Source organism: Mucilaginibacter puniceus, from assembly GCF_054783175.1.
On record NZ_BAAGRB010000002.1, the window covers coordinates 750,442 to 764,228 of the forward strand.

11 protein-coding genes are annotated in these 13,787 nt (G+C 39.5%); 8 read left to right on the top strand and 3 right to left on the bottom strand.

What is annotated here, in order from left to right; all coding sequences use genetic code 11:
* Positions 1–59 precede the first annotated feature (59 nt).
* Positions 60–2,741 (bottom strand): valine--tRNA ligase, encoded by a 2,682-nt coding sequence (locus ACYVJ6_RS10260; RefSeq protein ID WP_460693968.1) that lies wholly within the window; start codon positions 2,739–2,741, stop codon positions 60–62.
* 132 nt (positions 2,742–2,873) lie between these two features.
* Between ACYVJ6_RS10260 and ACYVJ6_RS10265 the strand changes: the two genes are divergently transcribed.
* The 6 genes from ACYVJ6_RS10265 to ACYVJ6_RS10290 all read left to right on the top strand — a co-directional run bounded on the left by ACYVJ6_RS10265 (position 2,874) and on the right by ACYVJ6_RS10290 (position 8,995).
* Positions 2,874–4,913 carry a M13 family metallopeptidase gene (locus ACYVJ6_RS10265; protein ID WP_460693969.1) on the top strand — a complete coding sequence of 680 codons (2,040 nt, stop codon included), beginning with the start codon at positions 2,874–2,876 and terminating at the stop codon, positions 4,911–4,913.
* 70 nt (positions 4,914–4,983) lie between these two features.
* Positions 4,984–5,664: a tRNA (5-methylaminomethyl-2-thiouridine)(34)-methyltransferase MnmC2 gene (gene mnmC2 / locus ACYVJ6_RS10270; protein ID WP_460693970.1), complete on the top strand. Its 681-nt coding sequence runs from the start codon at positions 4,984–4,986 to the stop codon at positions 5,662–5,664.
* Between the two features lie 50 nt (positions 5,665–5,714).
* The gene (gene mazG, locus ACYVJ6_RS10275; RefSeq protein ID WP_460693971.1) at positions 5,715–6,518 is read left to right on the top strand and encodes a nucleoside triphosphate pyrophosphohydrolase; all 804 of its coding nucleotides are present in this window, start codon (positions 5,715–5,717) and stop codon (positions 6,516–6,518) included.
* Between the two features lie 64 nt (positions 6,519–6,582).
* A complete protein-coding gene (locus ACYVJ6_RS10280; RefSeq protein ID WP_460693972.1) occupies positions 6,583–7,014 on the top strand; it encodes a hypothetical protein in 432 nt (143 codons plus the stop codon).
* Positions 7,015–7,095: 81 nt separating this feature from the next.
* Positions 7,096–7,650 (top strand): RNA polymerase sigma factor, encoded by a 555-nt coding sequence (locus ACYVJ6_RS10285; RefSeq protein WP_460693973.1) that lies wholly within the window; start codon positions 7,096–7,098, stop codon positions 7,648–7,650.
* The gene (locus ACYVJ6_RS10290) at positions 7,643–8,995 is read left to right on the top strand and encodes a hypothetical protein (RefSeq protein WP_460693974.1); all 1,353 of its coding nucleotides are present in this window, start codon (positions 7,643–7,645) and stop codon (positions 8,993–8,995) included. Before ACYVJ6_RS10285 ends, ACYVJ6_RS10290 begins: the two co-directional genes overlap by 8 nt.
* Positions 8,996–9,001: 6 nt before the next feature.
* Here the strand turns inward: ACYVJ6_RS10290 and ACYVJ6_RS10295 are convergent, their stop codons facing one another.
* On the bottom strand, positions 9,002–10,222 hold the full coding sequence (locus ACYVJ6_RS10295) for an ABC transporter permease (protein WP_460693975.1): 1,221 nt from the start codon (positions 10,220–10,222) through the stop codon (positions 9,002–9,004).
* Positions 10,223–10,316: 94 nt separating this feature from the next.
* On the opposite strand from ACYVJ6_RS10295, the gene ACYVJ6_RS10300 reads away from it, so the two are divergent.
* Together ACYVJ6_RS10300 and fmt are read left to right on the top strand one after the other, a co-directional pair.
* Positions 10,317–11,516 carry an exo-beta-N-acetylmuramidase NamZ family protein gene (locus ACYVJ6_RS10300; protein ID WP_460693976.1) on the top strand — a complete coding sequence of 400 codons (1,200 nt, stop codon included), beginning with the start codon at positions 10,317–10,319 and terminating at the stop codon, positions 11,514–11,516.
* Positions 11,517–11,589: 73 nt separating this feature from the next.
* Complete coding sequence (gene fmt, locus ACYVJ6_RS10305; protein ID WP_460693977.1) at positions 11,590–12,510, top strand: methionyl-tRNA formyltransferase; 921 nt, start codon at positions 11,590–11,592, stop codon at positions 12,508–12,510.
* A gap of 371 nt (positions 12,511–12,881) precedes the next feature.
* Here fmt and ACYVJ6_RS10310 read toward each other — a convergent pair whose 3' ends face one another.
* Positions 12,882–13,763, bottom strand: coding sequence for a 3-keto-disaccharide hydrolase (locus ACYVJ6_RS10310; RefSeq protein WP_460693978.1), 882 nt, complete (start codon positions 13,761–13,763; stop codon positions 12,882–12,884).
* Positions 13,764–13,787: the final 24 nt, after the last annotated feature.

Consider the following 13,787-nt stretch of genomic DNA (forward strand, 5'->3'; position numbering starts at 1 on the left):
AACTAAAGTATTGACCGACAGAGGGGGTAATGTCGGGTCACAAGCACTTATATATGCAATTAAGTTGCCAATCCGTCTAACCGATCTTGGATAATCTTTAATTTAGCCTCAGCGTCAGCCTTCTTCTTTAATTCAACCTCAATAATTTCGGGTTTGGCATTGGCCATAAAACGCTCGTTTAATAACTTAGCATTAACAGATTTTAAGAAACCAAGCAGATATTCTTTCTCTTTTTTCAATCTTTCAGCCTCGGCCTGCGGATCAATATTTTCTGCAAAAGGCACAAAAAACTCGTCTGTAGCCACTAAAAAGCTAATTGCTCCATTTACTTTATCAGCCACCAAACCAAACTGACCAAGGTTGGCCATTTTTTTTATCATCAATTCATATTGAGGGTAATTGATAGAAGAGTTAGCTTTTACTGATAAGGATAATGTTTCCTTTGGTGATATCTGTTTATTATTCCTGATATTCCTAATTTGTGTAATAACCTGTTTTGCTATTTCTACATCATTTAATAGTTGTGTATTTACTTCCCCAATTTTGGGTAATTGGGCAACAATACAACAATCATTCTCATGTCTTTTTCCAAATAATTCATCATGCCACAGATCTTCTGTAATGAACGGTATAAATGGATGTAATATCTTCAGGATGTTCTCAAAAAAGCCGATAGTACGGTTATATGTTTCCCTATCAATAGGCTGTAAATACACCGGTTTGATCATCTCCAGGTACCATGCGCAGAAATCATCCCATACCAGCTTATAAGTGGCCATCAATGCTTCTGATAAACGGTATTGCGCAAAATTATCTTCAATCTCAACCAACGCCTGGTTAAAGCGGCTCTCAAACCAATCAACAGCTATTTTATTCGGGTTTTCCAGTTTATCGTCAACTTCCCAACCGCTTACCAACTTAAAGGCGTTCCATATCTTATTAGTGAAATTACGGCCCTGTTCGCAGTAGCTTTCATCAAACATCAGGTCGTTTCCGGCAGGCGAGCATAACAGCATACCCACCCTAACCCCATCGGCGCTAAACTTCTCGATCAGGTCTAAAGGATCGGGCGAGTTACCTAATGATTTGGACATTTTACGGCCCAGCTTATCCCTTACTATCCCGGTTAAATATACATTTTTAAACGGCGCTTCTCCCCTAAACTCGTGCCCGGCCATGATCATACGCGCTACCCAGAAAAATAATATCTCGGGCGCGGTTACCAGGTCGTTTGTTGGATAATAATAGTTGATATCAGCATTATCAGGGTCCTTAAAACCATCAAAAACTGATATTGGCCACAACCATGACGAGAACCAGGTATCAACTACGTCTTCGTCCTGAATTAAGTCGTCAATAGTGAGTTGTGAGTTATGAGTTAGCTGTTTTGCTTGTTCAAGTGCCTCCTGTTTGGATTTAGCGATAATATGCTCACCGTTGGGTAAATAATAGGCAGGTATTTGCTGCCCCCACCACAACTGGCGGCTGATGCACCAATCCTTGACATTCTCCATCCAGTGGCGGTAGGTATTTACAAACTTTTCGGGTATCAGCTTTACTTCGCCATTCAATACATAATCCAGCGCGGGTTTGGCCATTTCTTCCATCTTGCAAAACCATTGCATAGATAGCTTGGGCTCAATAACCGCATTGGTACGTTCAGAAAAACCTACCTGCGATTTGTATTCTTCCACTTTATCTAACACCCCGGCTTCTTCCAATAAAACGGCTATTTTTTTACGTGCCGCAAAACGGTCCTCACCAACTAAAATGGTAGCTTTCTCGTTAAGTGTACCATCGTCATTTAAAATATCAATAACCGGCAGCTTATGTTTTTGGCCCAACTCATAGTCATTCAGATCATGCGCCGGAGTAACTTTTAAACAGCCTGTACCAAAATCCATGGTTACGTATTCATCCAAAATAACCGGTATCTCGCGGTTAATTAGAGGGATAAATACTTTTTTACCATGCAAGTGCAGGTATCTTTCATCATTAGGGTTGATACATATAGCAGCATCCGCCATGATGGTTTCCGGACGGGTTGTGGCAATGGTTAAGTAACGATCAGATAAATGTGAATGGTGAGTTGCTCTGGCCTCGCTCATCATCGACAACTCATCAGGCACTACATTATATTTGATATAATAAAGCTTCTGGTTAACCTCTTTGCGGATAACCTCTTCATCTGACACCGCGGTTTTTCCCTGCGGGTCCCAGTTTACCATGCGTACGCCGCGGTATATCAGGCCTTTATTGTACAAATGGATAAACGTATCAATAACTGCTTCGGATAGTTCCTCGTCCATAGTAAACCGGGTACGGTCCCAATCACAGGATGCTCCTAATTTTTTAAGTTGCTCCAATATAATACCGCCGTATTTCTCTTTCCACTCCCAGGCATAAGCCAAAAACTCGGGGCGGGTGATATCTTTTTTGCTGATACCGCGCTCTTTAAGCATGGCAACCACTTTAGCTTCAGTAGCAATACTGGCATGGTCGGTACCGGGTACCCAGCAGGCGTTTTTGCCTTTCATACGGGCACGGCGTATCAAAACATCTTGTATGGTATTATTTAACATATGCCCCATATGCAACACCCCGGTAACATTTGGCGGTGGAATTACAATGGTATAGGGCTCGCGCTCATCAGGTACCGATTTAAAAAAATCATGCTGCAACCAGTAGCTGTACCACTTCTCTTCGGCCTCTTTTGGCAAATATGTTTTTGTAATACTCATAAGCTGCAAAAATAGCGTTTTGTAACAAAGTTTAGGCTTGAAAAATAGAAGTATGATAATAGTTGGGTGATTACCAAATAATAACTATTAAAATACGTTAATTTGTAGTAATTAACTGAAATTATTAGTCCGATGAAATTAAAACTCTCCCATTTAATTGTGGCGGGTACCGTATGCGTAGCCACCAGTGCGTTTATTATAGTTAAACCAGCCCCACCCACAAAATTTATTGACCCTGCCAATATGGACCTATCCGTAAAGCCGGGCGATGATTTTTTTATGTATGCTAACGGTACATGGATAAAGAACAATGTTATTCCCGCAAAATCAACCCGCTGGGGTAGCTTTAATGTTTTGAGGCAGGAAAGTACCGACCGCCTATTGGTTATATTAAACGAAGCAAGCAAAGCCAAAGCAGCAAAAGGTACTTTAACCCAACGTGTTGGCGATATGTATGCCAGCGCGATGGATAGCGTGGCAATTGAAAAAAGGGGTTACAACCCCATAAAACCTTACCTGCAACGTGTTGACAATATCAAAAACACAGATGAGGTGGTGAACGAAATAATTTATATGAAAGTAAATGGCATTGCAAACCCTTTGTTTGCCTTTTCTGTTCAACCTGATTCCAAATACCCTACCCGCAACATTGCTGATTTTTCGCAAGGTGGCACAACACTACCTGACCGTGATTATTATTTAAAAAATGATGCACGTACCCTACAAATACAAAATGCATACAAGCAGTATATCAAAAACTTATTTTCATTAACCGGCACACCTGAAGCTGACGGCATTAAAAATGCCAATATTATTATGAAGATAGAGACTGCGTTAGCAAAAGCACAATTAAGCCGTACCGAATTGCGCGACCCTGTTAAAACTTATCATAAACTATCGGTTTACGATTTTACCAAAATAACACCACACATTAAGTGGGGAGAAACCTTAATAAAAATGAAAGCACCGGGACAGGATAGTATTTTGGTAGACGAACCTGATTTTTTTAAAACGGTTGACGACGAACTGGGCGGTACCATTGTTGACGACTGGAAGATTTATTTAAAATGGAATGTTTTAAAAAGTTCGGCAAATGCATTAAGCTCACCTTTTGTAAATGCAACATTTGCTTTTAATAGTGTATTAAGCGGTCAACAAGCCCCTACCCCACGCAAGGAAAGGGTATCTGAATACATTGATGCCAATATGGGCGAATTGTTGGGGCAGCTTTACGTTAAAAAATACTTTACACCGGCTGCCAAAGCATATATGGTTAACCTGGTTAATAATATGAAAGTGGTTTTAGAGGGCCGTATTAAACGTTTGGATTGGATGAGCGCGGCTACCAAACAACGCGCACTTAAAAAATTGGCTGCCTTTAAAGTTAAAATTGGATATCCTGACAAATGGGAACCATATACCGGTTTAGTGATTACCCGCGATGATTATGCAGGTAATTTGAAACGTGTAGCGATGTGGAAATATAACTTTAACGTGCACAAACTTGGCAAACCCGTTGATAAGACACGCTTTAATATGACCCCGCCTACCGTTAATGCCAGCTATAGCCCTAATAATAATGATATTACTTTCCCTGCAGGGATTTTACAATTCCCGTTTTTTGATTTTAAGGCGGATGATGCTGTGAATTACGGCGGTATTGCCGCGGTAATTGGGCACGAAATGACACACGGATTTGATGACCAGGGGCGCCAATATGATGCGGACGGTTCATTACGTGACTGGTGGAGTAAAGAAGATGCTGATAAATTTAATCAGCGCGCAGATAAGGTTGTTGATCAATATAACGCGTATACGGTTTTAGATACCATCCATGTAAACGGAAGATTAACCCTTGGCGAAAACCTTGCTGATTTGGGTGGAGTAAATATTGCTTACGAAGCATTTAAGAAAACCAAGCAGGGGCAATCAAACACCAAAATTGATGGCTTTACTCCCGACCAACGCTTTTTCCTTTCATGGGCGCAGGTTTGGCGCAGTAAGCAAAGGCCTGAAGCGTTGGCTCAGCGTATATTAACTGACCCGCATTCGCCTGAGCAATTCAGGGGTAATGCGCCGTTAACTAACATTGATGCCTGGTATAGCGCGTTTAATGTTAAACCCGGCGATAAATTATACAAGAAACCGGAGGATAGAATTAAGATTTGGTAAATTTATATACCGAATTACAAGTAAAGCCCGGCATGTCCGGGCTTTACTATTTACAATATATTTGCAGTAAATGAATAACGAACTCCAGATTGTACCAACAGCCGACGGCTCAAACACCATTTACAGCCCACAGGTAGGCGAAAATTATCACTCACGCCACGGCGCGCTACAAGAGAGTTTGCACGTATTTGTAAACGCCGGGTTAAATTACTTTTTAGATACCAATAGCTTAAAACAAGTAAGCGTATTAGAAGTAGGCTTTGGCACCGGGCTTAATTTTTTATTGAGTGCAGATTTTTGTACGCTCCATAAAATAAAACTTAATTATACAGGTATTGAGGCCTATCCCTTAACTCCGCAAATAATAGCGCAAACCGGGTATGACCAATATGTGCCATCATCTATTTGGGAAAGCTTTACCGAACAATATCCGCTAACATTAAAAAACACGGTTGCTTTTAATCCATTTTGCACCTTAAAAGTTGAGGATTGCACGCTACTTGATTTTAATAGCAACCATAAGTATGATGTTATTTATTTTGATGCTTTTGCAGTGGCTCATCAACCCGAAATGTGGAATCAAGAAGCTATAAACCACACTATCAATTTTTTAAAGCCCGGGGGTGTATTTGTAACCTATGCCATTACCGGTAACTTAAAGCGTATGCTTAAATCAATAGGCTTAACCGTACAAAAAATACCCGGTGCGGCTGGCAAACGCGAAATGCTACGGGCTATTTTACCTATATAGATCAAAAAATCAGCACATTTGCATATCTGCACATTTGCACATTAAAAAATATGGCTATAACACCTTCTACAACAGCATCAACCCCGGCATCTGCTTTTGAACGCCTGCTTACTATTATGGATGATTTGCGCGTGAATTGCCCCTGGGATAAAAAACAAACGCTGGAGAGCCTTCGCCATTTAACTATTGAAGAGACTTACGAACTATCTGATGCTATATTAAGCGGCGATAAATCTGAAATAAAAAAAGAGTTGGGCGATATTATGCTGCACCTGGTTTTTTATGCCCGTATAGGATCAGAAACTAACGATTTTAATATAACTGATGTTTTAAATGGCATTTGCGATAAACTGATAACCCGACACCCGCATATATACAGCGATGTAGAGGTAAATGACGAAAATGATGTAAAGCGTAATTGGGAACAAATAAAATTGAAGGAAGGCAACCGTTCTGTACTTGGTGGCGTACCTATATCATTACCCGCGTTGGTAAAAGCATCGCGTATACAGGAAAAGGCACGGGGCGTAGGGTTTGACTGGGAAGAGAAAAGCCAGGTATGGGCCAAGGTTGAAGAAGAAATGCAGGAATTTAAAGCAGAGTTTAATGTGGATGATGAAACTACTATGGACCATGCAAAAGCCGAAAGCGAATTTGGCGACCTGCTTTTCTCCTTAATAAATTATGCCCGTTTTATAAATATTAACCCCGAAGATGCATTAGAGAAAACAAACCGCAAGTTTATAAAACGTTTTCAATACCTGGAAGATAAAGCCCGTGAAAGCGGCCGGCAGTTGCAGGAAATGACACTGGTCGAAATGGATGTTTTTTGGAACGAGGCAAAAAAACTTTAATTATTAAATTGTTTTGTAGCGATTACAATTGTTTACACGTATTAAGTAGCATAAAACATATATTATGAAAAAAAATTTATTTGGATTGCTTATAATACTATCGGTTATAGCAACAGGATGTGCAAAAGAAGAAGAAGCACCCCTTGAGATACCGGAAGGCAAATTTTCAGGCAGTTTTAGGCGCCTGCATTTAGATAAAACAACCAGCAAGATAGATACTTTAACGGCCAATTTGGTTATAACATTATCTACCACCGCAGGCTACGCGGTTTTAAGCGATACATCCGTTGTACATGCCGGTAGCAAAGGCGGATATGCTATTGATCCGCTATATATTGAATTTGGAGACACTACCGTACCTCCAGGCCCTTTACCCACAACAGGAAAAACACATTTGGCCGGATTTTATCTATATTATTACAAGGATGACCTTTTGAAATTAGCTAAGTCAAACGATACGCTTGACTATTATTATGATTTGGTACGTGTCCCGTAATTTTATTAATAAAATTATTTTCGGTGTAGCAAAATCCCTTTTTATATCGTACAGGTAAACAACACTTACTAAAAACACTTAATGCATTCACGCCCGGGCGTTGCTGAAGAAGAAATTATTCATCACTGCAAAACAGGCAGCCTAAAACACCAGGAAATGCTTTATAAGCTTTTCTATGGCTATGCTATGGGCATTAGTTTACGCTACAGCCTTAACCGTGATGATGCTTTAGAGGTAACTAACGACGCGTTTATTAAGGTTTTTAATAACATTAAGAGTTATAATAATGCTAAACCGTTTAAAGCCTGGTTACGAACAGTAATAATCAACACGGCTATTGACCGGCGCCGTAAAGATTTAAAACATCAACACCAAGCCAACCTGGAGGATGCAGCGGGTATAAGCCACCAGGCAACAGCGGTTGAAAATTTAAATGTGCGGGATATTTTAAAAATTATGGAGCAATTGCCACCTGTACAAATTACGGTATTTAACCTGTATGAAATAGATGGTTATAGCCATGATGAAATTGCACAGATGCTTTCATTGTCGGCAAGTTCATCAAGGGTTTACTTGACCCGGGCAAAAGAAAAGCTAAGAAGTATCATAAACAAACAACAGCAAAGCCATGGATGACCAGTTTGATGATAGCTTAAAAAAACATATCAGCAAGGCTTTTGAAAATATTGAAGTGCCTACTGCTGATGAGGGATGGTTAATGCTTCGGAAAAAATTTCCGGAGAAAGAAAAAGACCGCCCTGTTGTTTGGCTGTGGCGCGCAGCAGCAGTTGCTGCCGTTATAATTGTAGCATTTGGTATTGGAACATGGGTAAATTATAAAAATAGCGATAAAGAAACTATGGCTACTCAATTACCAAAAGTTGACAGGCTTAAGAAAAATAACGATCAATTAGCCAACAAAACCATTCCTGACGCTGTAATTGATAGTGTTGCATACCCTAATAATTTATCTCCGGGTAAAAAAATAGCTAAACAACCTGTAAGTAAGCCATATATACTGCCGAATAATAATCGAATATCTGCTACAGATAATACTGATCAACCTGCATTAGACAATTACGCCAATACTAATTTACCGGCAAGCGTAATCCCTGATCAAACTATAACCAATACTACACAAACCATAATTAAAGACAGCACAGTTAATAAACCCGGGCAAAATATAGCGAAACAACAAACGGTTGATCCCGCTGTGCTGCCAAAAACAAATAGTTATACGTTACCGGATAATCAACCTGTTGCACCTGTTACCGACAATGAAAAGAAAGTTAAATTTGGCGTATATGCTGCTACCTACCTTAACTATGCAAAAGGAAGCGAAAATCAACTTAACATGGGCGTAGGTTTTACATCTGATATTAAGATCAGTAAAAAAGTAAAACTATCAACGGGCGTGGCTATAGCTCAAAACTCATTAAATTATACAAATCAGCCGGCTTCAGCTCCGCAGAATTTCCTTTATAATGGTGCTGTATCTACCAATACGGCCGGCACAGCTAATGCCTACAATTTTGTTAACGCACAATCTGCACCTACTATTAAAGATTATAATGCCCTATTGGTAGGTTTAGATATACCATTGAATTTAAAATATGAATTTAACCCGCAAAAAAATCGCAATTACATTGTTGTTGGGTTAAGTTCGGGTACGTTTATCAATGAATCATACACCTATAATTTTAATACAATTAACACACGTAATTATGCCGGAGGTGTTGCATTAGCTTCAAACCTGCAGCAGCAGCTAGAGTCGCAAACTACCAAAAACAGTTTTAGCGATTTCTACTTTGCCAGGACACTAAATGTATCTTTTGGAATAGGCTATCCATTAGGCAAAAACCATTTAATTATTGAACCGTTTTTAAAGTACCCATTGGCAGGTTTAGGTGCCCAGCAAATATATTTTGGAGCAGGTGGTGTTAATTTGAAGTTTGATTTTCAATCCTCCTCAAAAAAATAAAAGCCGCTATTTAAATCTTATAGCTTTTACCGGCGAAATACGCGATACCAGCATGGATGGTATAATGAGCACCAGCAAACATATAACCATGGTGCCTATGTTTAAAAGCACTACGTCTACCAACTCCAATTGAATAGGCACGAAATTCATATAATAAGAGGCCGGATCCAGTTTAAAAAAGTGCGTGTAATATTGAAAAACACTTAAGCCAATACCCAGGGTATTACCCAATATTAACCCCAAGCCTATGATATAAGCGGCGTTATATAAAAATACTTTTTGTATGCTCCAGTTACCCGCACCCATAGCTTTAAATAACCCTATCATGGTAGTACGCTCCAGTATCATGATCAATAAGGCCGATATCATATTAATAACCGCGACTATAACCATTAAAACCAGCATCACCTGGGCATTCACATCTAATAATATCAACCACTCAAATAAAGTGGGATAATTATCTACTACAGTAAAGGCCCTTAAGGTTTGAGGTAGGGTATAGTTAATAAATGTAATTGCCTGAGGCAATTGATCAAAGTTGGAAATTTTAATTTCATAACCGCCAATTTCTGTTTCAGTCCAATCATTAAGCCTTTTAATAATAGCTAAATCGCCAATAACATACGTTTTATCAATCTCCTCGATACCTGAATTGAAAATGCCTGTTATTTTAAATGGCCTCGGTCGCAAACGTTCCTGAACAAAGTATAACAATATCTTATCCCCAACCTTTAATTTTAAACGTTTGGCTGTAATATCAGATATCATTAACTGGGCTTTTGATTTAACCGTATCTGTAAAATCTATAGCTTTTCCTGCTATCAGGTTTCTTTTTAAAAATGTCCAGTCATAAGTTTTATCAACCCCTTTAAAAACCACTCCTTCAATTTCGTCATTAACTTTAATAATACCGGGCTTGGTGGCAATGGGCATTACATGAGTAATAATTGGGTTGCTTTGCGCTACTTTAACAAACGCCTTATCATTAAGAAATGAGGAATTTTCGTACGAGGTATTAGTATCGTACTTCACTATTTTAATGTCGCCATCAAAACCGCGGGCCTTGTTTTTTATTTCGCGCTTAAACCCTTTTACGACGGCTATTGATAATATCATTACACCTAAACCCAGCATAATACCAACAATAGCAATCCGCACGATCAATTTGGAGAACGTACGCTTGGATCTTAAGGTGATCCTTCGGGCTATAAAAGTGGCAAAGCTCAATGCAGTATGATTTTTGTAACTTCGCAAATATGCGGTTTTACGGTTAAACACGCTACTTTTTAAATTGCTTTGGCATTATTATTTTATGGTTAGGATGATATATTTTTTCCAATTGGTTATTACCGCCACTTTAATGTTTGGATGTGCGCAGGGCCAAACAAACCCCGGAAACACTGCCGCTAAAAAAATAATTCCCGGGGCCGATCAAACCGAACTATATTTTAATTATCTTAAGGGTAAAAATATAGGCATGGTTATTAATCAAACTTCTGTAATTGGCAATAGCCGTATGGTGAGTGTTGATAGCCTGCTAAAACGTGGTATTGCTGTAAAAAAAATATTCGGACCCGAACATGGTTTCAGGGGTAATGCCAGCGCCGGCGCGGTAGTAAACGACAGTGTTGACCCTGCAACCGGCTTACCTGCCATATCGCTTTACGGCAAGCATTATAAGCCAACTGTTGACGATTTAAAAGGGATTAACCTGATTATTTTTGATATACAGGATGTTGGCGCACGGTTTTATACCTACATATCTACCCTGCATTATGTAATGGAAGCTTGCGCCGAAAATAATATAGAGTTATTGATATTAGACCGGCCAAACCCTAATGGCTACTCGGTTGATGGGCCTGTGTTAGATACTGCTTATAGATCATTTGTAGGGATGCACCCTATACCCATTACACACGGCATGACTATTGGCGAATATGCCCAAATGATAAACGGTGAAGGATGGCTGCAAAATAAAGTACAATGCAAACTAAAGATCATTAAAGTAGCCAATTACACGCATGCTTCTGCTTATGTATTGCCGGTTAACCCATCGCCTAATTTAAATACCAATCAATCTATACTATTATATCCAAGCCTATGCCTTTTTGAGGGCACTACATTGAGTTTGGGACGCGGTACTATGTTTCCCTTTCAGGTGGTTGGCCACCCTGCTTTAAAAGGCAAGTATCAATATTCTTTTAAACCGGTAAGCATTGCCGGTATGAGCGAAGATCCGCCACAAAAAAACCAGGTATGCTACGGTATCAACCTTAAAAATTATAATACGCAAAACATACGTTCTACAGGTAAGATTAATTTAGGCTGGCTAATACAGTTATACAAAGCATTTCCGGATAAGCCACATTTTTTTAATGCATACTTTACTAAACTGGCAGGAAACGAAATATTAAGAAAACAAATTGAAGCCGGTAAAACCGAGCAGCAAATACGTAATAGCTGGGAGCCTGCACTAACCCAATTTAAACAAACCAGGCGCAAATATTTATTATATCAATAATTACGGCCAAAAACTATGAGGATTGCAAACAATTTAGGTTTAATTAAATTTGATACAAAAACGTTAGGGTAATATGAGAATTGTATTTATGGGTACGCCGCAGTTTGCTGTTGCATCTCTTGATGCTTTAATTACAGCAGGCAGCGATATTGTTGGGGTAATAACCGCACCCGATAAGCCATCAGGAAGGGGCCAAAAGGTAAGCCAATCTGCAGTTAAAGAATATGCTGTTGAGAATGGCTTAAATGTATTGCAACCCACCAATTTAAAGGACCCTAAATTTTTAGAGCAACTTAAAGCTTTACAACCCGACCTGCAAGTTGTGGTGGCATTCCGTATGTTGCCCGAGGCGGTTTGGAGCCTGCCACCAAAGGGTACCATTAACCTGCACGCTTCTTTGTTACCCCAATATCGTGGAGCAGCACCTATAAACTGGGTTTTAATTAATGGCGAAAAAGAAAGCGGCGTAACTACTTTTTTCCTGAAACATAAAATTGATACCGGCGATATTTTATTCACCGAAAAAATTACGCTCACCGGCCACGAAACTGCCGGCGAATTGCATGACCGATTAATGAATAAAGGCGCGGGACTATTAGTTAAAACTGTTAAAGCGGTTGAAAGCGGACGATATAGCGAACTATCGCAAGCTCAACTGGCAGATGGTATAGAGTTGCGGGATGCCCCTAAAATTTTTAAAGAGCAACATTGCAATATCAACTGGAACAAGTCTGCCGAAGCGGTATATAATCAAATACGCGGCTTAAGCCCTACTCCTACAGCTTATACCACCTTAAACGGAAAAACTTTTAAAATTTACAGTGCCGAATACGTCAATACTGAACCCGGCATACAACCCGGTGGCTTTTTAACCGATAATAGAACCTACTTAAAGTTTGCCACGCTTGATGGCTTTATAAATGTACTTGATGTACAATTAGAAGGTAAAAAACGCATGGGGATTGAAGAGTTTTTGAGAGGGGTAAAATTGTAATTTAAAGCCTGACTACTTCAAATTTTTGACTTTCCATTTCGCTAATTCAGATTTTACCGTCTTTATGGTATGAAAGGAGCCTTCCTCTGCTTTGCGGATCATTTGCGCAAACTCTTGCATATCTATCACACCACCGGGAGTGGCATAATTAATTTTTGGCGACTTAGCTTTTCACATATTTTAATTTACAATGTATGATATGACCCATAGGGTCTACCTATTTGTAGCACCAAGTTAAAATAATTTATTGTGCCCCTTTAGGGGCTACCCTTTACAAATTTGGGTAGCCCCCAAAGGGGCAATAATGTAAAAGATAATATTCTACAAATAGGTAGACCCTACGGGTCAATGTTCTTTATTATCATTATATCCTATTTTAAATCAGGCATTTTATCCAGTTTAGTTATTTGGATGTTGCGGTAATAACATTCCGCACCTTCTGATTGGAATTGGATATAACCGTTAGTCAATGGTGTTGGGGGAACTCCGGGCAATACGGTGCGTATATTCTCCAAAATCATTGCCACATTACCATTAACTACATAGGCAGCTTTGTCGCCAAAGCAATAAAGTTCAATGGTGTTCCATTCGCCTATTGGTTTTTCAAAATTACCTTTTAAATGCGATAGATGGGTTTCGGGTGTTCCGCTTGTTGCATAGGCACGTAACGGAGCCGAAGGGTCATATATCCAACCTAATCTCTTGTTGGTTGTATCTTTCATTTTGGAGCGTACATCAGCACCAACTCCGGCCAATGTATACAGGTCGCCCATATTACCTTCTTCTACCTGGAACTCAGGTGCGCGGTACCAAACACTCCAAAACTGCCCATGCGGGGCTTTGCCATGAAATAATATACCATTATCTCTTTTCGCGGTTAATCTTGGTTCGTATTTCTTCTCGCCCCATTTAACTTCTGCTTTTAAATGATAGTTGCCAAACTCCTTTTTGGTGCTAAAACCACCAAATATTTCGCCCGAAACATGCAATACCGGCTGGCCATCAACCACCTCAATAGTAAACACATGTAAAGGATCATTATTTAAACCCAGGGGTGTTCCTTTATCTGTTCCGTTACCTTTTTCTACACCCGGCAAACTGGTAAGGCTGGTATGCGGAATACCAATATATTTTTCAAAATATCTTCCATCCGGGGTTAACAATGAGGTCCATTTATTAGTAAGCTCTTGCGAAAAAACAGTAATTGACAGTAGCAAGAACATGCTAAGCAGCAAAGTTAATTTGGCTTTCATTAGGTTTTAATTTGAGGTTTAAAG

Excerpts from the sequence above, each read along its gene's own strand:
- ACYVJ6_RS10260 (WP_460693968.1), bottom strand. The coding sequence starts at position 2,741 with ATGAGTATTACAAAAACATATTTGCCAAAAGAGGCCGAAGAGAAGTGG.
- ACYVJ6_RS10265 (WP_460693969.1), top strand. The coding sequence starts at position 2,874 with ATGAAATTAAAACTCTCCCATTTAATTGTGGCGGGTACCGTATGCGTA.
- mnmC2 (WP_460693970.1), top strand. The coding sequence starts at position 4,984 with ATGAATAACGAACTCCAGATTGTACCAACAGCCGACGGCTCAAACACC.
- mazG (WP_460693971.1), top strand. The coding sequence starts at position 5,715 with ATGGCTATAACACCTTCTACAACAGCATCAACCCCGGCATCTGCTTTT.
- ACYVJ6_RS10280 (WP_460693972.1), top strand. The coding sequence starts at position 6,583 with ATGAAAAAAAATTTATTTGGATTGCTTATAATACTATCGGTTATAGCA.
- ACYVJ6_RS10285 (WP_460693973.1), top strand. The coding sequence starts at position 7,096 with ATGCATTCACGCCCGGGCGTTGCTGAAGAAGAAATTATTCATCACTGC.
- ACYVJ6_RS10290 (WP_460693974.1), top strand. The coding sequence starts at position 7,643 with ATGGATGACCAGTTTGATGATAGCTTAAAAAAACATATCAGCAAGGCT.
- ACYVJ6_RS10300 (WP_460693976.1), top strand. The coding sequence starts at position 10,317 with ATGATATATTTTTTCCAATTGGTTATTACCGCCACTTTAATGTTTGGA.
- fmt (WP_460693977.1), top strand. The coding sequence starts at position 11,590 with ATGAGAATTGTATTTATGGGTACGCCGCAGTTTGCTGTTGCATCTCTT.
- ACYVJ6_RS10310 (WP_460693978.1), bottom strand. The coding sequence starts at position 13,763 with ATGAAAGCCAAATTAACTTTGCTGCTTAGCATGTTCTTGCTACTGTCA.